An 18,372-nucleotide genomic window follows, 5' to 3' on the forward strand; every position below is an offset into this window, starting at 1 on the left:
TTTTTTTTAGCGGTAGTTTTTTTTTACAGTCGTTTTTTTGGCAGTCGTTTTTTTGGCAGTAGTTTTCTTTTCAGGTGTTTTTTTGGCAATTAAATCCTGTACTTGTTCCAATGTTAATTTACTGGCATCGACATCTTTATTCAATTCGATTTTGATTTTTCCTTTGGTGATCACCGACTTTCCCCAACGGGCTTTTTCTACCAAAATCCCTTCTTCTTTCCAATGGTGAATGACTTTATCGATGTCTTTTTGCAATTTCTCTTCGATTAACTCTTCTATATCGGATTGCGACAAGTTATTGAAGTCGTATTTTTTGTTCACATTAATAAACATCCCGTTCCATTTTAAGAACGGACCAAAACGACCAACCCCTTTTTGGACATCCATATTTTGGTATGTTCCGATTGGTGCATCAGCTTTGGTCTTTTCATTAATCAATTCCTGTGCTCTTTCCATGGTTACATCCAACGGATCTTCTCCCTTGGGAAGAGAAATAAATTGTTTGCCGAAACGCACATATGGTCCGAAACGACCGTTGCTCACTTCAACTTCTTCGCCGTTATAAGTACCGAGATTTTTCGGCAACAAAAACAAATTCAACGCTTCTTCCAAAGTAATGTTACCAATGTTTTGGTCTTGACGCAAACTGGCAAATTGCTTATTGTCGTCTTCAGCATCACCAATCTGTGCCATGGGACCGAATTTACCCAAACGCACCGATACCGGCTTACCCGTTTTCGGATCGGTTCCTAGTATGCGTTCTCCACTTTCTCTGTCGGCATTCTTTTCTACTTCTATTACATTAGGATGAAACTTGTTGTAGAAATCCTGCATCATTTTAGCCCAATCAATATTGCCTTCTGCAATTTCATCAAAATCCTGTTCTACTTTGGCGGTAAAATTGTAATCTAAAATGGCTTCAAAGTTTTTTACTAAAAAGTCGTTTACAATCGTTCCTATATCAGTTGGCACCAATTTCCCTTTATCAGAACCGGTGTTTTCTTTTAAAATTTTCTCATCAACTTTACTGTCTTTCAAAGTCAACTGCACATATTTTCGCTCTACGCCGTCTAAGTTTCCTTTCTCAACGTAATTTCTGTTGATGATGGTAGAAATGGTTGGCGCATAGGTTGACGGACGACCGATCCCTAATTCCTCCAACTTCTTCACCAAAGAAGCTTCGGTGTATCTTGACGGCGGACGCGAATATCTTTCGGTTGCCGTGATGTTATTGTTGATTAATTTTTCATTGACTTTCAAAGCCGGCAACATACCCTCTTGTTCTTCATCGTCGTCGTCGTTGCCTTCCAAATAGACCTTTAAGAAACCTTCAAATTTAATTACCTCACCGGTAGCTTGAAAAACTTCAGTATGGTTGTTGGCTTCTATCTTTACATTGGTTCGTTCCAATTCAGCATCAGCCATTTGTGAAGCCAAAGTTCTTTTCCAAATCAGTTCATACAAGCGTGCTTGGTCTCTTTCAACGTTCACGGTGTGACGAGACATATCAGTGGGACGAATGGCTTCGTGGGCTTCTTGAGCACCTTTGGATTTGGTATTGTAATTTCGAGGTTTACTGTACTCAGCACCGTAATACCCTGTAATCTCTGCTTGTGCGGCAGCCATGGCTTCTTGGGACAAGTTTACACTGTCGGTTCTCATGTAGGTAATGAGTCCGGCTTCGTACAATCTTTGGGCAATTTGCATCGTAATCCCAACCGGAAAATACAATTTACGGGCTGCTTCCTGTTGCAAAGTGGAAGTGGTAAACGGAGCTGCAGGTGATTTTTTGGTCGGTTTGGTCTCCAAATCGGCTACCTTATATATAGAGCCAATGTTTTTTTGCAAAAAGTCTTCTGCTTCCTTTTTGGTAGCGAAATTCTTCGGCAATTTGGCTTTGACTACTTTTCCTGCTTCATTGGTAAACTCGGCGGTCACCGAATAGGAAGCTACTGCTTTGAACTCTTGAATTTCTCTTTCTCTCTCCACAATCAAACGCACGGAAACCGATTGCACACGTCCGGCCGATAATCCGCCTTTGACTTTTTTCCACAATACAGGAGAAAGTTCGTAGCCTACCAGTCTGTCTAAAACACGACGGGCTTGTTGTGCATTCACCAAGTTATAATCGATGCCACGCGGATTTTCAATCGCTTTTTGAATGGCCGATTTGGTGATTTCGTGAAAAACAATTCTTTTGGTCTTGTTTTTATCTAACTTTAATTCTTCCGCTAAATGCCAAGAAATGGCTTCTCCCTCGCGGTCCTCATCGGAAGCTAACCAAACCATTTCGGCATTTTTGGCCAGTCCTTTTAATTTGGTTACCAAAGCTTTTTTATCGGAAGACACTTCGTATTTTGGCTTAAAACCATTGGCAACATCTACTCCTATTTCTTTGGAAGGTAAGTCGGCTATGTGGCCGTAACTCGACTCTACCTGAAACTCACTTCCGAGAAATTTTTCGATTGTTTTGGCCTTTGCCGGCGACTCCACGATAACTAAATTCTTTGCCATATCCGCGATTGTTTACGCGGACAAAAGTAAACGTTTTTTTTAAAATATCGATTTAGTGTTGCTTTTTAACGGTGATTGACCAATAAAAGAAATTTATACCTTAATATATAGTGTCTTTTCACAAACTTTTTTCGTAGTCAACCGAGACAAAAGACAAAGCCTATCTAGCCCCGATGGAAGCGGCGTCGAGCAGAGCGTACAGCGGGAACAGAGATTCCAAACACACCCAAACCTTTCGCTCCAAAACTTTTGTTAAACCATCTCTGCCATCTTGTCAGATTTGCGAATTTAGTATTATCTTTGCTGTCCGATTAAGCGAAAATCATTTTATGGAAAAGGAAATTGACGAGAAAAAACAAGGCACCAGCCTGGCTTTAGAACACAAAGAAGGCAACAGCAAAAAACTATTTATAGAAAGCTACGGCTGCGCGATGAATTTTTCGGACAGCGAAATTGTAGCATCCATTTTAACCGAACAAGGGTATAATACCACCCAAAAGTTAGAAGAAGCCGATTTGGTTTTGGTAAACACCTGCTCTATCAGAGACAAGGCGGAACAAACCGTGCGCAAGCGTTTGGAAAAATACAATGCGGTAAAACGCAGCATTAATCCGGGCATGAAAGTAGGCGTTTTGGGTTGTATGGCCGAGCGTTTGAAAAGTCAATTCCTCGAAGAAGAAAAAATCGTGGACATGGTAGTTGGTCCCGATGCTTATAAAGACTTACCGAATTTATTGAAAGAAGTCGAGGAAGGTCGCGATGCGATTAACGTTATCCTTTCCAAAGATGAAACCTACGGCGATGTTTCACCGGTGCGATTGAACAGCAACGGCGTGAACGCCTTTGTTTCCATCACTCGCGGTTGCGATAATATGTGTACGTTTTGCGTAGTGCCATTTACCCGTGGTCGTGAGCGCAGTAGAGAACCACAAAGTATTATGGCCGAAATCCAAGATTTATGGGACAGAGGTTTTAAAGAAGTTTGCTTGTTGGGTCAGAATGTGGACAGTTACCTTTGGTATGGCGGCGGTTTGAAGAAAGATTTCGACAAAGCCACTGAAATGCAAAAAGCTACTGCAGTTGATTTTGCCCAATTGTTAGAGATGTGTGCTGTGCAATTCCCAAAAATGCGTTTCCGTTTTTCGACTTCGAATCCGCAGGATATGCACGAGGAAGTATTGCATGTGATAGCCAAATACAATAATGTTTGTAACTATATTCACTTACCGGTGCAAAGCGGAAGTACCAGAATTTTAAAAGAAATGAACCGCCAACACACCCGTGAAGAATACATGGAATTGGTGGATAAAATCAAACGTATTATTCCGGATTGCTCCATTTCGCAGGACATGATTGCCGGTTTCCCTACCGAAACAGAAGAAGACCACCAAGACACCTTGAGTTTGATGGAATATGTGGAATACGACTTTGGCTATATGTTTGCTTATTCCGAAAGACCGGGCACTTTGGCAGCGCGTAAAATGGAAGATGATGTTCCGGAAGAAGTTAAGAAAAGACGTTTACAAGAAATTGTAGACTTACAGCAAATACTCAGTGAAAAAAGAACCAAGCGTTTCTTGGGCCAAACCGTAGAAGTGTTGATTGAGAAAGAATCTAAAAAGTCAGACAAACACTGGAGCGGCAGAAACTCTGAAAATGTAGTGACTGTTTTTCCGAAAGAAAATTATAAAGAAGGTGATTTTGTGTTAGTAAAAGTAACCGATTGTACAACGGCTACATTGATTGGTGAAGCGGTTGGATATAGTGAAATGCAGCGCTAAAAAGTTTAAAATGGTTTAAAATTGTTTAATGCGGTTCTACCCTAATCAATTTTAAACTTTTAAACCTTAAACCTTTTAAACAAATAAGTTATGGAATCCGTTCAAAACATAAAACAACGCTTTGAGATTATCGGGAACGATCCGAAACTCAACCGCGCTATTGAAAAAGCCATACAAGTCGCTCCGACTGACATTTCGGTATTAGTTGTGGGCGAAAGCGGCGTGGGTAAAGAAAGTATTCCTAGAATTATCCATTCGCTGTCCCACAGAAAACACGGCAAATACATCGCTGTTAACTGTGGTGCGATTCCGGAAGGAACCATTGACAGTGAATTATTCGGTCACGAAAAAGGGGCTTTTACCGGCGCTACCAATACCCGTGAAGGTTATTTTGAAGTAGCCGACGGCGGAACCATTTTCTTGGATGAAGTGGGCGAATTGCCGCTTACAACCCAAGTAAGATTACTTCGTGTTTTAGAAAACGGCGAGTTTATCAAAGTCGGCTCTTCGCAAGTACAGAAAACGAATGTGCGCATAGTCGCGGCCACCAACGTTAATATGTTTGACGCTATCGAAAAAGGAAAGTTCCGCGAAGATTTGTATTACCGTTTGAGTACCGTTGACATTACTTTGCCACCCTTACGTGATCGAAAAGACGACATTCATTTGTTATTTAGAAAATTTGCCGCCGATTTTGCCCATAAATACAAAATGCCTCCCATTAAGCTGAGTGATGAGGCTGTTCAGTTTTTGCAACGCTATCGCTGGAGCGGAAACATCCGTCAGTTGCGCAACGTGGCTGAACAGATTTCGGTTTTGGAAACTAACCGCGATATTTCATTGGCAACTTTACAATCTTATTTACCAATGGAAGGCAGTACGTTACCATCGGTTATTGGCGGTAAAAAATCGGACAGTGATTTTGCTACCGAGCGAGACATTTTATACAAAGTGCTTTTCGACATGAAGAGCGATTTAAACGATTTGAAAAAGCTGACTTTAGAATTGATGAAAAACGGTGCTAAAGTTCAAGATATTAATCCGAGTTTGATTCAGAAAGTCTACGGTTCCAAAGAAAGTGAGAATGAAATTGTATTCGAAGCCGAACCACATATTAATGTGATTCCGACACCAAACCAGTCACAACAAGAAGAATTTGACGACGAAGACGATGCCAATTATTTGATGGCGGAAACCGTTGACGAAGAAGAAACCCTTCGATTGGAAGCCAAAGAATTGGAGCTCATCAAAAAAGCGTTGGAACGCAACAAAGGCAAAAGAAAAGCAGCGGCAGATGAATTAGGCATTTCGGAAAGAACCTTATATCGAAAAATCAAACAGTTTGATTTGTAAACATTCAAACTTAGGCAAAATCAAATATTGGTTATATTTACCCTCGAAAACAAACACATGAAAAGCATTAAATTTTTATTATTGGTTCTTGTAGCTTTCAGCATCAACAGTTGCGGTGTGTACAATTTTACCGGAGCCAAACCGATTAACGCCAAAACGTTTCAGGTAAATTATTTCCAAAATACGGCCGAGTTGGTTGAACCGGGCATTGAAAGAACCTTTACCTTACGCCTACAAGACTTGATTCAGAATCAAACCAATTTGAATTTAACCAATTCCAATGGCGAACTTTTATACGAAGGTGAAATTGTTGAATACCGAATAGCACCAATGACCGCCACAGCAGATCAAAAAGCAGCCCAAAACCGTTTGACTATTTCCGTGATGGTTCGCTTTTCCAACAAAAACAAAGAAGAAGATAATTTTGAAAAAAGATTTTCTTTCTTTTACGACTATAGTGGCTCCAGTCAGTTAGTAGGCTCGCAATTAACTGATGCTTTGGACGTTATTTTTGAACGAATTACACAAGATATATTTAACGAATCTCTTGCTAAATGGTAAAATACAGTTGTCTGTTTTTGTAATTTTATAAATTGTCTGAACACTTAATATTTTGAACCTAACCGATTATACATACTTACTCAACAAACCCGAAGCCATCAATGATAGGTACGCGGAAACCTTAGACCAAGTACTGAGGGCTTTCCCCTATTTTCAAAGTGCTCGGGTGTTAAAGTTGAAGCATTTGTACAATCAGGATAGCTTTAACTACAACTATGCCCTAAAAATTTCAGCTGCTTACACTACAGACCGAAGTATTTTATTTGACTTTATCACTTCGGATTCCTTTGTATCAGTACAAAAAGGACATTATGAAAAAAAACTGGAAGAGTTAATGAACATCAATGTGGTTGGTTTGGAAGAAGTAAAAGTCGCCTATCAGGAACCTGCTGTTAATCCTTTGGAACTATCAATATTGACCTCAATCAAAGAAGCTAGTGGCAGTGAAGAACAAAAAGCAGAAGAAAAGTTGTCCATCGGAAAACCGCTTGAGTTTTCAAAAAACGAAAAACATTCCTTCCAAGAGTGGCTGCAATTGGCAAGATTGAAACCCATTATCCGCGAAGAAAACATACCTCAAAACCCGGCGAGCGAAGAGGTTAAAAAGAAAAAATTAGAGTTGATTGACAAATTCATCGAAAACAACCCTAAAATAGTTCCAATTGCTAAAGATGCTACAGTCCCGATAATAGAGCCGTTTTCCGAAGACACGTCGCATTTAATGACCGAAACTTTGGCTCGAGTTTATTTGGAACAGAAAAAATATTCTAAAGCAATTCAAGCTTATGAAATATTAATTTTGAAATATCCGGAAAAAAGTAGTTTCTTTGCAAACCGAATTTCGGATATTAAGATTTTACAACAAAATAATAACTAATTATAACACATTATGTTTACCATCTTTTTAGCATTAATCACTTTGGTTTGTTTTTTATTAATCATTGCCGTTATGGTTCAAAATCCTAAAGGAGGCGGATTGTCTTCTTCATTAGGCGGATCACAAATGTTAGGTGGTGTTCAAAAAACAACAGACTTTTTAGATAAAAGTACATGGACTTTAGCCGCTGTATTGATTGCTTTAATTTTATTGTCAAGTTTGAGCTTTTCAGGCATGGGCGGAGGCGACACCGATTCTAAAGTAATCGACCAAACTGAAGCTGCAGCTCCTAAAACCGCTACAGAAACTCCGGCCGCTACTCCTGCTCAACCAACAGGTGAAAAAAAATAACAAAGACTTAGTTCTTTATAATAATGCCAGCGCTGACATGCTGGCATTTTTTTTAGGAAAAAATGACAGTAAAAAACCATTGGCATAATTTCTGAAAAAGCGATGTCAACTAAATTATAATAACCTAAAAATATAACATCATGGCATTAAACATTAAACCTCTTTCAGACAGAGTTATTGTGGAACCGGCAGCCGCTGAAACACAAACAGCCTCCGGAATTATTATTCCTGACACTGCTAAAGAAAAACCGCAAAAAGGTGTTGTAGTGGCAGTAGGGAACGGAAAAAAAGACCAACCCTTAACCGTAAAAGTTGGTGATACTGTTTTATATGGCAAATACGCCGGAACCGATTTAAAGTTTGACGGTAAAGATTATTTAATCATGCGTGAGGATGATATCCTTGCAATTATTTAACTGTAAATAGTTTTTACAACTGTAAATAAAACAACTTTAAACTTTTAAAACTTAAACAATTTAAACAAACTAAAAATGGCAAAAGATATTAAATTCGACATTGAAGCACGCGACGGTTTAAAACGTGGTGTTGATGCCTTAGCGAATGCTGTAAAAGTAACTTTAGGACCAAAAGGAAGAAATGTAATCATTTCAAAATCTTTTGGCGGACCAACTGTAACCAAAGACGGTGTTTCAGTAGCTAAAGAAGTTGAATTAAAAGACGCTCTCGAAAATATGGGCGCACAAATGGTAAAAGAAGTAGCTTCTAAAACCAACGATTTAGCAGGCGACGGAACTACTACGGCTACCGTATTAGCACAAGCTATTGTTAAAGAAGGATTGAAAAACGTAGCTGCCGGAGCTAATCCAATGGACTTAAAACGCGGTATCGATAAAGCGGTTGAAGCCATTATTGAAGACTTGGGTAAACAAGCACAGGTGGTTGGCAGCGACTCTGAAAAAATCAAACAAATTGCTTCTATCTCTGCTAATAATGATGAAGTAATTGGCGAATTAATTGCTACCGCTTTTGCTAAAGTAGGTAAAGAAGGTGTAATCACCGTTGAAGAAGCCAAAGGAACTGATACTTACGTTGACGTGGTTGAAGGCATGCAATTCGACAGAGGTTATTTATCGCCTTACTTTGTGACCAATCCTGAAAAAATGGAAGTAGAATTGGAAAGACCTTACATCCTACTTTACGACAAAAAAGTATCTTCCTTGAAAGAATTGTTACCGGTTTTAGAACCAGTGGCGCAATCAGGAAAACCTTTATTAATCATTGCTGAAGATGTTGACGGCGAAGCGCTATCTACTTTGGTAGTAAACAAATTGCGTGGCGCCTTAAAAATTGCTGCTGTTAAAGCGCCTGGATTTGGCGACAGAAGAAAAGCAATGTTAGAAGATATTGCTATCCTAACAGGCGGAACCGTAATTTCGGAAGAAAGTGGTTATACTTTAGAAAATGCGACTTTAGAAATGTTGGGCACTGCTGAAAAAGTAACCATCGACAAAGACAATACTACAGTAGTTAACGGTGCAGGAAATGCCGACATGATTAAAAATCGTGTTAACCAAATTAAAGCCCAAATGGAAACTACTACTTCCGACTACGACAGAGAAAAACTCCAAGAGCGTTTGGCTAAATTAGCCGGTGGTGTTGCCGTATTGTACGTTGGCGCCGCTTCTGAAGTAGAAATGAAAGAGAAAAAAGACCGTGTAGACGATGCGTTACATGCGACACGTGCCGCAGTTGAAGAAGGAATCGTTGCCGGTGGTGGTGTGGCTTTGTTGAGAGCTAAAGCTGTTTTAGACAAACTAAAAGCCGGCAATGCTGATGAGGCTACCGGAATTCAAATTGTATCACGTGCCGTAGAATCGCCACTAAGAACAATTGTTGAAAATGCCGGATTAGAAGGTTCTGTAGTAGTAGCTAAAGTAGCCGAAGGTAAAGCTAACTTTGGATACAACGCCAAAACCGATGAGTATGTTGACATGTTGAAAGCCGGAATCATCGATCCTAAAAAAGTAACCCGTGTAGCCTTAGAAAACGCGGCCTCAGTTTCCGGAATGATTCTAACCACTGAATGTGCTTTGGTGGAAATCAAAGAAGAAAATGCCGGTGGCGGAATGCCAATGGGCGGTGGAATGCCGGGCATGATGTAACAGAATTAAAACAATAAAAAAGCCTCAAGAAATTGAGGCTTTTTTTATTAAACTTCCGATTCTGTGTTCGGGCTTTTTTTAATCATTTTCAAAAAGACCGGAAAAGTTGAAATCAAGATAATTCCTATTACAATTTTCTCTATATGGTGCTTTAAATCGATATCAAATTCTTCTAAAAACATACCATACAAATAATGCCCGGAGAAAATCAATGTAAATGACCACAAGAAAGAACTCAAAATGTTATAAAACATAAACTTCTTTTTATCCATGGTTACAATACCGGCTACTATGGGAGCAAAAGTTCTTACCACAGGTAAGAAACGGGCAAAAATAATAGCTTTTCCACCGTAACGTTCAAAGAAGTCTTTTGATTGAATCAAGTACTTTTTTTTCCACCAAAAACTATCCTCTTTTTTATACAAATAATAACCGCTTTTGGCACCAAACCAATAGCCCACCATATTTCCTAAAATACCCGAAACAGCCACTAAAACCGCGAGTAAGGTTACATTTAAAATATCACTTTCAATGAAAGTAAAATTCTCTATCAAATCACGACTGTAAATTCCCGCTAAAAACAATAAACTGTCACCGGGTAAAAAGAATCCGGCAAACAAACCGGTTTCGGCAAATACAATAAACAATACAATCCATAGCCCAACTTTAACGCCGCCTAACGACATGGTTATGTAAAACTCCGGATTCAGCAACTGCATCCAATCAAAATCACTCATGGACTAACAAATTAAGGGTAAAAATTCGAGCGTGAAATTAAGGATATTTTTTGGGATTGCGACCACTTTATACTTTTTATAACACGATATTATGAAACAATGAAATCGAGACAGTATGATTCATCAAATCCGATGTAGAGGATGAAGTGATGTAATGATTCATATAACCCAATTCCAAACGGATGGTATTGTTGTAGTTGAGTCCGAATCCTACTAAAAAACGATTTTGATCGATGACTTTCGAATTCACTTTATTCTGTCCGAGTGTTGCAAACAGCTCATTTTGCACCACCACATAAAGCTGTTCTTTTTCCGATTTTAGGGTTGTCAAATGCCATAAAAAGCGATTCAATATGCGAAATCTGTTTTGATAAGCAGTTTCCGATACCGTTTGTCCAAACTCTGAAATTCCGAATTGTTCCACCCAACGTTGCTCCAATCGAAACCGATTAATTAAAATATCCTTGGGCCATTTAGTAGTCATTTGGTATTGTTCCCACAACCTGTTTTCCTTAAAATAATCATCAGCCGCTGCACTATAGGTATTAACTAATGCATAACCGGCGGTAATGTTTTTTGACTCGGAGAGATGATATACCACACCAACCCTGAATAAGTTTTGCATGTTTTGCTCCAACTGATTATCCATCCTAAATTGCGCCTCCATATGGTAACCCCATTTGGGAGAAGCTTTGTACTGACCAACATAAGCCATCCAAACCCTTTGATCTTGTTTTACCTCCTGAGAAAAACCAAAAACGAAACAACCAACTGCCAATATAGTGTATAGTGCTTTCAAAGCTTTTTTTGGTAAAAATAACAATAAAAAACTCCTTCGTTGGAAGGAGTTTAAAATTACTTTCTTTCATACATACAACAACCGTGTAACTTTTGGTAATCTTCGTCGGTCGCTTTAACCTCATCAGTATCATGACCAACTTTGGCTAAGGCTTTCTTTATCTCAATTAACGAGCATTTTTCTTCGTTAATGATCAAATGCAATTGGTGGTCATCTATGTGCCACTCAGCACTTTTTACTCCCGAAACTGAAAAAGCAGCTTTCTCAATTCGTTTTTTACACATTTCGCAATTACCGTTAACTTCAATGCTATACTTTGCATTTTTAATTTTCTTTTCCTGTGCTTGAGCTGTAAAACTTACGAGCATCAAAAGCAAACCGATTACAATATTTTTCATGATATTCATTTTAAATTGTTTGTTATTATTTTTATTACTTGATTTTAAATCTCAATCCGGCATAATACATTTGTCCGAAAACCGGCGCATAAACTATTGAAGTGTCAAATGTTGGTCCAAATGGATTTTCAGCGCCTAAAACTGCTTTGTGTTGGGTATAATTCCCAATATTTTCGCCACCAACATATATTTCAAAAGTGCTCGAAAAAGTTCGGGTAATTTGAGCATTCATAGTAGAAAATGAAGGCGAAAAATTAGGCAAACGATCGTGATGCGGGTTCGTTGCTGTATTTGGCAATTGTTGTTTGCCCAACCAATTCCAAGTAAAATCAAATTTCCATTGCTTGCCCTTTTCAACTATATGAGTGGCATATTCCACATTTCCGAAGAAACGGTGTTTGGCTTGTAATGGTCGTTGAAAACTACCGGAAATATAGTCGGTAGCAATATCGTAATACTTGTAAGCTGTTCTTAGATTCAAATGCTTAATAATTTCTAAATTGAAATCGAGTTGCAAGCTATTGGCATAAGATTTTCCGTCTAAGTTATAAAACAAGACTTGCTGCGGCGAATTCATGACATCAACTACGGCTTGGTTTTGAAAATCAGTTCGGTAGAAATCGATCGTGGTATCGGCTTTCATTCCGAAAAACATAAAGTTTTGGGTAAAACTCAAACCGTAATTCCAAGCAATTTCAGCGTCCAATCCGTAAATTTTTCCGTTAGTATCCAATACCGAAAACACTCGAGAACTGGCAAAAAGGTTTTGGTTTTCAGCAAAAATATTGGCGGCACGCTTTCCACGTCCGGCAGAAAAACGCAAAACAGCCTTCTCCCACGGGTTGTATTTCACATGCAATCGCGGCGTAAAAAAGACCCCTAACCTATTGTGATAGTCCATTCTTCCACCTAAAATGTAACTAAACTTGTCGTTATCATCAAAAGTATACTCGAAGAAAGCGCCAACGGAGTTATCAATTCTGCTCACATCGGCTAAATTCACAAACTCGGCATATTTATCGTACGTAAAATTCAAACCCGTAGCAAACTTGTGCATCGTATTGCTGATAATCGAGTTAAAAATCAAGTTAGAATAATAACTCTGTTGCTTGATATTGTATTGGTTTAATCCGAAATACGATTGCTGGTTATGGTTGCTGAAAGCGTTTTGAAAACCAATACTTTGGTAAGGCATATCCTTGAAAACATAGCCTACTTTGGAACTGAAATCCAAGCGTTCGGTATTGATTTCCGAACCCCAAAAATTGGTAGTCAGTTTATCTCTGTCGGGATCAAAATCGAGTTGACCGGTTTGTTTTTCATCATTCATGTAACGAACATTCAAAAACGAAACCCAACCCGATTCGGGATTAGCATATTGCCAACGATTCACCACATTCAATTGCTTTCCTAACGGATTATCCATAAAACCGTCATCGTTCATGTCGTTTTTTGCCACACGAGCATTACTGTGAACAAACAAACTGGTAGCCCACTTATCGGATACTTTTTTATTGAAATGGGTATTCAACTCAAAACGACTTCCGCTATCGCCATAAGCATTTACAAATAAAGGAATATCGCCTATGGGCTTAATTAATTCGGTATTGATTTGCCCCGAAATGCTTTCGAAGCCGTTTACTACACTGCCCGCACCTTTGGTAATTTGGATGCTTTCTACCCAAGTTCCGGGTGTAAAAGACATCCCGTAAGCTTGTGAAGCACCACGAACTGAAGGCACATTTTCTTCTGTTATAAGGATATACGGGCTGGTTAATCCAAGCATTTTGATTTGCTTGGTTCCGGTTAAGGCATCGGAAAAATTAACGTCTATCGACGGATTGGTTTCAAAGCTTTCGGCCAAGTTACAGCAAGCCGCTTTGAGTAATTCTTTACTGGTAACCAATGTAGTATTGGCCGTAACATTGAGTGACTTTTTTATTCCTTTTCGGCTGCCTTCTACCGTGACTGTTTTCAAAGAATCTTGTTTGATTGTTTCTTGAGAAAAACTTACGGCAGCACACAACATCGTCAGGAATAACAATGGTGTTTTCATAAATTGTGATTTAAAATTAATTCTGATAAGCCGATTCTATGGTATTAGAATCTGTTCGGAATTAAAATCAAATCAGGCGTAAAAGGTGTATTGACAATAGAGTTGGTAAAGCGGCGGCGCATGAGAATCGCAATAAAAAGCCACTTTTTCGTCTACATATTCAGGAGTAATGGCTACTCCAAAAACTTGGTTTTTGTATTCTGAAAAATAAGCCGGTTCAAAATCGAGTGAAATCGTTTTGATGATGATTTTCTCGGTTTTATTTTTCAAATCGACTTTCTTGTCAGAGCAACAGTCTTTATGAGTGACTACTTCTTTAGCACAACAGGTTTTTTCAACCACAATCGGCATATCACAAACTTCCTCTTTAGAAAAAACGGAGGAAATTGAAGCAATTTTACCTTCGCAATAATGCACACTAAAAGCTAAGCCTGAATTGGAAACCAATATCAGCAAAGCGGTTAGTATACTTATGTGCTTTTTAAATTTCATGCCACAAAGTTAATAATATTAGTTTTTGAAAACCTTAATAACGTCTTAAATATTACAAATCAAAAGATTGTCCCAACATCGGCACGGTAGTTTCATATCCGTATTGCTCTTGTATTTTAATACGAAGTGCATCGCTGGGTTCATTCTCACCGTGAACCAAAAAAACTTTCTTCGGTTTGTTTTGGAGTGCTGACAGCCAATGAAGCAAATCATTTTGATCGCCATGAGCCGACAACCCTTCTATCTCCAAAACTTTGGCCAAAACCGGATAATATTTGCCGTAAATTTTGATTTCGGTAGCACCTTCTAATAGTTTTCTGCCGCGTGTGCCCTCGGCTTGGTAACCCACGATAATCAGTGTAGTTTCAGGCAAACCGATGTAGCGTTCCAAATAGCTCAATACTCTTCCGCCGGTTATCATACCACTCGCAGCAATAACTACCTTAGGCTGTTGGTCGAAAATGGTAGCAACTGTTTCCTGATATTCTGAATTCATGGTGAACATTTTACACATGTCAACACACTGCTGCTCGGAGAGTTTGTGCCATGAGCGATTTTCCATAAAAACATCAAGCACACTGATACCCATAGGCGTATCTATCACATACGGAATGTCCGGCAGACGCTCTTCTTGCTTGAGTTGCCAAAGCAGATACATCAATGTTTGAGCGCGTTCGACAGCAAAACTCGGAATAATAACCGTTCCACCGGCTTGGACTGTATTATTGATATAAGTTTCGAGTAATAATTTGACATCTTCTTGCGGATGAATTTTATTCCCGTACGTACTTTCGAGAAAGATATAATCGGCTTTTTGCGGCTTGGTAGGGGCGAACATCAGCACATCATCGTCTTGACCGATATCACCGGAGAAAACCAAGGTTTTATTTTCCAATTGTAATTCGATACTACAAGCACCCAAGATGTGACCGGCGTTGCTGAACTTCACAACAATCTCCGCATCAAGTTGGACTTCTTCGTTAGGTTTTACCACCCTGAAAAGCGGGAAAACTTTTTCGGTTTGCTCCAAATTGTACAACGGTTCGGCCTTTTCGTGTTTGGAAAAATGTTCTTTGTTGGCTTTTTCGGCTTCCTCTTCTTGAATTTTGGCACTATCCAATAAAATTAACTTCGCTATCTCTTTGGTTGGACTCGAACAATAGATTTTACCTTTAAAACCCTGACTAACCAATCGGGGCAACCAACCACAATGGTCTAAATGGCCGTGAGTGAGCAGGATAAAGTCGATGGTATCGGGCAAAATCGGCAATGGTTCCCAATTCAGTTCGCGCAAGGATTTTATCCCTTGGAATTGACCACAATCCACTAAAATTCGGACACCATTGCTTTCGATTAAGGTTTTGGAACCGGTTACCGTTGCGGCACCACCTAAAAATTGGACTTTCATTTTAAAGGTATTTACAAAGTTCGGAAGCTTCTTTGATGACATTTTTCACGCGGTTGGCACTCAAACCAATTTGTTCCAAAACTTCTGTGTTATTAATAATTTCGCTGGCCAGAATCACATCTTGAACCAACAATTTGTCTTTTTCAGCCAAAGTCAGCGTCGTCAAACAAGTGATGGGATACAACTGGCCTTCGTCTATTCTTTTTTGCAAACTGAACTCTTTCGGATAATCCCAACTCAGCAATTGCAAACCCGAACAATGGGCAAAAGTTATCGCATCGGCGGTAAAGCGATTATTGGTTACTATCCAACAGCCGGATATTTTATCTTTCTCGGTAAAGATTAAATGATTCCTATCTTTCAAATCGTTGAATCTCGACAAAATGTACATCGGTACTTTCACATCCGAATTGGTTTCGCTTTTGGCATGAAACTTACATTCTACCATTTCGATGTAATTGTTTTTCATGATAGCCACATCTACTTCGTGTCCGACACATTTACCAGATAAAAAAAGATTGGTTTGCGCCAAATAACCTTCGGATATAAACAATCTTGCAATGTATTTTTCAAAGAAAAAACCGGCCGGACCTAACAATTGCAACGCCGCCCTTAAATTGTATCGCGCGGCATGAGAATGAGAAGATTTTTTTAGTAAGTTAAAAGCTAATTTGTAAATTTTCTTAGTAGAAATACCATCGTAGACTTGCTTTTCTATCACCTGCAAAACGTCTTCCACTACTTTCTTATCGGCACCCGATTTAAGCAATGAGCTTTTAAGCTTGTCTCGATTAAAATCGACTATACTACCCGAATGCTTTACGATTTTCATGGTCATTGGTATTGGCGGAATTATCGTAAAGTTACAAAAAACAGCTTACTTCTTGACTTGTTTTTGATAATAAAATGCCGGAATGAAAAGCAAGATAAATATCGGCTGAATTAAAAATCTTCGTAAGTAAAAGAGTGTCATTTTGTTTTCTTCTCCGAAAAAATTCAGGACGAACAAGAAACTGATTAGCAAGACAGAACCTAAAACCATATAGAGCAGTATAGAAAACTTGACCATTTTAGTGTCTTTGAAAATCACATATAACAAGAAAAGTGAGATAACTGTATTGAGATAAAATCGCATTCCCAAACTAAAAAACAGTTTAAAAACATTGTACTGCGGCAACTTAGTGTGAGCATATTCACTTTTAAAATAGCTCAAAAACGGGTCGTAAAACAATTGGTCTTCAAAAAGGCGAATACCAACTAACAGTCCGATTAAGAACAAAGACCATAAAACAGTTGATTTATTTTTTAGCAGTAGTTGTAGCATGTATAGAAAATTTATTAACCCAAATAACCCAAAGTAGAAAAACGATTCCGTAAATGATTAGCGGAAAAATAACCGCATGTAACAAATGTTCATATTGCGGATAATGATATAGCGCTACACTCAACAAAGCAATTCGAACTACGTTTAAAAGATGTATCAATAGTAAACCGAAAAGTATAAAAACGATGGTTCTCTTGAGCTTTCCGGTAAAGGCAACAATAAAAGCCACAAACAAAATCATCACACTCAAGGCATTACATCCTTCAATGATACGAGAAACATACTTTCCGTTGTAAATAATTTTCACGCTTGGCTCTGTCGGATGAGATTCGATTAGAGCATCATTATCAAAAAGAGTCAACAGTGTTTGCGTTTGATTGGCCACCATTTGAGTAAAAGAATCAACCTGATTGGCAGCCGAATCAAAACGATTCAAATACATCTGGTATAATAGGGCAAGTACCAAGTAAGTCAGCAAAAATTTGCCCAAAAAAAGTAAAAAAGGTTTGTATTGCAGTAGCAGACTATTCAAAGCTGAATTTTTAACAAATTTATATAAAATTAAAAAAGCGCAGTCGTTACTTTTGCACAAAAATTGAAAATCATGAATCTTGAAAACTTAAAACCGCAAGTAATTACCATTCTGACTAACGCAAACGGAGACAGAAATACAAAACTCCAAAATCTTTGTCAGTTTTTATCCGACAGTGTATCCTATTACAACTGGGTTGGTTTTTATTTTGCCGATCATGAAAACAAAACCTTACACCTTGGCCCATATGTTGGTGCCGAAACCGATCATACTGTAATTCCGTTTGGTAAAGGTATTTGTGGTCAAGTAGCCGAGTCCAATGCCAACTTTGTAGTGCCTGATGTTTCAGCTCAAGACAATTACATTGCATGCAGTTTTACAGTGAAATCAGAAATTGTGGTTCCTTTATTTGTAAATGGAGTCAACATTGGTCAAATCGACATCGACAGTCATGTACTCGATCCTTTCACAGAAGCCGATGAAAGATTTTTAGAGTTTGTGAATGAACAAGTTGCAAAGTTGTTCTAATTGAAAATGGGGTTAAACTTGTTTAAGTTCGTTTGAATTGGTTTAACAACAGTTATTTAAACCTCAGAACTCTTAAACCTTTAAACTTTAATTTTGAAAATAGTTGTCAAATTAAAAATAAAATGTACTTTTGCACTCGAATTGAGAAAGTCTTAATTCATACATAATAATCATTTAAATAAATATTGGAATGTATTTAACTAAAGAAACAAAAGCTGAAATCTTCGCTAAACACGGAGGAAAAGCTGAAAACACCGGTTCTGCTGAAGGTCAAATCGCGTTGTTTACATTTAGAATCTCTCACTTAACGGAGCACTTGAAAAAAAATCGTCACGATTACAACACTGAGCGTTCGTTGGTGCTTTTAGTAGGTAAAAGAAGAAGTCTTTTAGACTACTTGAAGAAAAAAGATATCAATAGATATCGTGAGATTATCAAAGAATTAGGTATTAGAAAATAATACATATCTAAAGAGGTGCTTGCGCGCCTCTTTTTGTTTTAAAATTAAAAGAAAAGTTTCGGTTTTTCATTGGGTTAC

19 protein-coding genes are annotated in these 18,372 nt (G+C 38.4%); 9 read left to right on the top strand and 10 right to left on the bottom strand.

The features are described from left to right. Positions 1-6: 6 nt before the first annotated feature. A complete protein-coding gene (gene topA, locus ACJG85_RS00540) occupies positions 7-2,514 on the bottom strand; it encodes a type I DNA topoisomerase (protein ID WP_412476686.1) in 2,508 nt (835 codons plus the stop codon). Between the two features lie 329 nt (positions 2,515-2,843). On the opposite strand from topA, the gene miaB reads away from it, so the two are divergent. The 7 genes from miaB to groL all read left to right on the top strand — a co-directional run bounded on the left by miaB (position 2,844) and on the right by groL (position 9,560). Continuing rightward, on the top strand, positions 2,844-4,295 hold the full coding sequence (gene miaB, locus ACJG85_RS00545; RefSeq protein ID WP_412476687.1) for a tRNA (N6-isopentenyl adenosine(37)-C2)-methylthiotransferase MiaB: 1,452 nt from the start codon (positions 2,844-2,846) through the stop codon (positions 4,293-4,295). A 90-nt stretch (positions 4,296-4,385) separates the two neighbouring features. Next, positions 4,386-5,648 carry a sigma-54 interaction domain-containing protein gene (locus ACJG85_RS00550; RefSeq protein WP_409676728.1) on the top strand — a complete coding sequence of 421 codons (1,263 nt, stop codon included), beginning with the start codon at positions 4,386-4,388 and terminating at the stop codon, positions 5,646-5,648. Positions 5,649-5,705: 57 nt separating this feature from the next. After that, complete coding sequence (locus tag ACJG85_RS00555) at positions 5,706-6,209, top strand: LptE family protein (protein WP_409676725.1); 504 nt, start codon at positions 5,706-5,708, stop codon at positions 6,207-6,209. Between the two features lie 52 nt (positions 6,210-6,261). Next, positions 6,262-7,086, top strand: a complete 825-nt coding sequence (locus tag ACJG85_RS00560; protein ID WP_412476688.1) for a tetratricopeptide repeat protein — start codon at positions 6,262-6,264, stop codon at positions 7,084-7,086. 12 nt (positions 7,087-7,098) lie between these two features. Continuing rightward, complete coding sequence (gene secG, locus ACJG85_RS00565) at positions 7,099-7,437, top strand: preprotein translocase subunit SecG (RefSeq protein WP_412464580.1); 339 nt, start codon at positions 7,099-7,101, stop codon at positions 7,435-7,437. 140 nt (positions 7,438-7,577) lie between these two features. Beyond that, on the top strand, positions 7,578-7,853 hold the full coding sequence (locus ACJG85_RS00570) for a co-chaperone GroES (protein ID WP_290875581.1): 276 nt from the start codon (positions 7,578-7,580) through the stop codon (positions 7,851-7,853). 75 nt (positions 7,854-7,928) lie between these two features. Continuing rightward, complete coding sequence (gene groL, locus ACJG85_RS00575; protein WP_412464581.1) at positions 7,929-9,560, top strand: chaperonin GroEL; 1,632 nt, start codon at positions 7,929-7,931, stop codon at positions 9,558-9,560. Between the two features lie 47 nt (positions 9,561-9,607). Here the strand turns inward: groL and ACJG85_RS00580 are convergent, their stop codons facing one another. From ACJG85_RS00580 to xrtF, 9 genes are all read right to left on the bottom strand, one after another. Beyond that, positions 9,608-10,297 carry a DedA family protein gene (locus ACJG85_RS00580; RefSeq protein WP_409676711.1) on the bottom strand — a complete coding sequence of 230 codons (690 nt, stop codon included), beginning with the start codon at positions 10,295-10,297 and terminating at the stop codon, positions 9,608-9,610. Between the two features lie 76 nt (positions 10,298-10,373). Beyond that, on the bottom strand, positions 10,374-11,096 hold the full coding sequence (locus tag ACJG85_RS00585; protein WP_412464582.1) for a DUF2490 domain-containing protein: 723 nt from the start codon (positions 11,094-11,096) through the stop codon (positions 10,374-10,376). 56 nt (positions 11,097-11,152) lie between these two features. Further along, positions 11,153-11,494: a heavy-metal-associated domain-containing protein gene (locus tag ACJG85_RS00590; RefSeq protein WP_412476689.1), complete on the bottom strand. Its 342-nt coding sequence runs from the start codon at positions 11,492-11,494 to the stop codon at positions 11,153-11,155. 34 nt (positions 11,495-11,528) lie between these two features. Further along, on the bottom strand, positions 11,529-13,550 hold the full coding sequence (locus ACJG85_RS00595; RefSeq protein WP_412476690.1) for a TonB-dependent receptor plug domain-containing protein: 2,022 nt from the start codon (positions 13,548-13,550) through the stop codon (positions 11,529-11,531). Positions 13,551-13,622: 72 nt separating this feature from the next. Beyond that, positions 13,623-14,042, bottom strand: coding sequence for an HYC_CC_PP family protein (locus tag ACJG85_RS00600; protein WP_409676699.1), 420 nt, complete (start codon positions 14,040-14,042; stop codon positions 13,623-13,625). A gap of 52 nt (positions 14,043-14,094) precedes the next feature. After that, a complete protein-coding gene (locus ACJG85_RS00605) occupies positions 14,095-15,450 on the bottom strand; it encodes an MBL fold metallo-hydrolase RNA specificity domain-containing protein (protein WP_412476691.1) in 1,356 nt (451 codons plus the stop codon). Position 15,451: 1 nt separating this feature from the next. Further along, positions 15,452-16,282: an ATP cone domain-containing protein gene (locus tag ACJG85_RS00610; RefSeq protein WP_412476692.1), complete on the bottom strand. Its 831-nt coding sequence runs from the start codon at positions 16,280-16,282 to the stop codon at positions 15,452-15,454. Positions 16,283-16,327: 45 nt separating this feature from the next. Continuing rightward, a complete protein-coding gene (locus tag ACJG85_RS00615; protein ID WP_409676693.1) occupies positions 16,328-16,774 on the bottom strand; it encodes an exosortase F system-associated membrane protein in 447 nt (148 codons plus the stop codon). Further along, positions 16,749-17,306 carry an exosortase family protein XrtF gene (gene xrtF, locus ACJG85_RS00620; RefSeq protein WP_412476693.1) on the bottom strand — a complete coding sequence of 186 codons (558 nt, stop codon included), beginning with the start codon at positions 17,304-17,306 and terminating at the stop codon, positions 16,749-16,751. The genes ACJG85_RS00615 and xrtF overlap by 26 nt, the downstream gene beginning before the upstream one ends. Before the next feature lie 72 nt (positions 17,307-17,378). Between xrtF and ACJG85_RS00625 the strand changes: the two genes are divergently transcribed. Both ACJG85_RS00625 and rpsO read left to right on the top strand, forming a co-directional pair. Continuing rightward, entirely contained in the window at positions 17,379-17,834 is a 456-nt protein-coding gene (locus ACJG85_RS00625; RefSeq protein ID WP_409676686.1) for a GAF domain-containing protein, read from the top strand. Positions 17,835-18,024: 190 nt separating this feature from the next. Further along, the gene (rpsO, locus tag ACJG85_RS00630) at positions 18,025-18,294 is read left to right on the top strand and encodes a 30S ribosomal protein S15 (protein ID WP_026724205.1); all 270 of its coding nucleotides are present in this window, start codon (positions 18,025-18,027) and stop codon (positions 18,292-18,294) included. Positions 18,295-18,372 lie beyond the last annotated feature (78 nt).

This window comes from Flavobacterium mekongense, assembly GCF_047038255.1.
GTDB classification, from domain to species: Bacteria; Bacteroidota; Bacteroidia; order Flavobacteriales; family Flavobacteriaceae; genus Flavobacterium; species Flavobacterium mekongense.